We start from the raw sequence: 250 nt of genomic DNA, 5'->3' as shown, positions 1-250 counted from the left end.
CTTGGCGCGGTCGTTTTCGGCACGCTCGCCTCCCTCGCCACTTCGGGGGCCAGCGACGCGGTCCGGCAGGCCACGGTGGAACAAGCGCTTCAGGCCGGTGCCCTTGTCGGGGCGCGGACCTACAGCAAGGAAAACGAGCTGGAGGCGGACGCGCTGGGCACGGTCATCGCCGCCCGCGCGGGATTCGACCCCCTGCGCGGGGCGCTGTTCTTCTCGCGCCTGCCCGATCCCGGTGATCAATTCCTGGGCA

Annotated in this window: 1 pseudogene; it reads left to right on the top strand. The window is 70.8% G+C overall.

Going from position 1 to position 250, the window contains the following annotated elements:
* Positions 1–250 (top strand): annotated as a pseudogene (locus H2O73_RS24225) (hypothetical protein); the annotation flags it as partial.

It is taken from the genome of Vibrio marinisediminis (assembly GCF_014050145.1).
GTDB classification, from domain to species: domain Bacteria; phylum Pseudomonadota; class Gammaproteobacteria; order Enterobacterales; family Vibrionaceae; genus Vibrio; species Vibrio marinisediminis.
The sequence above is the reverse complement of the archived record's forward strand: the minus strand, read 5'-3'. Positions and strand labels throughout refer to the sequence as shown.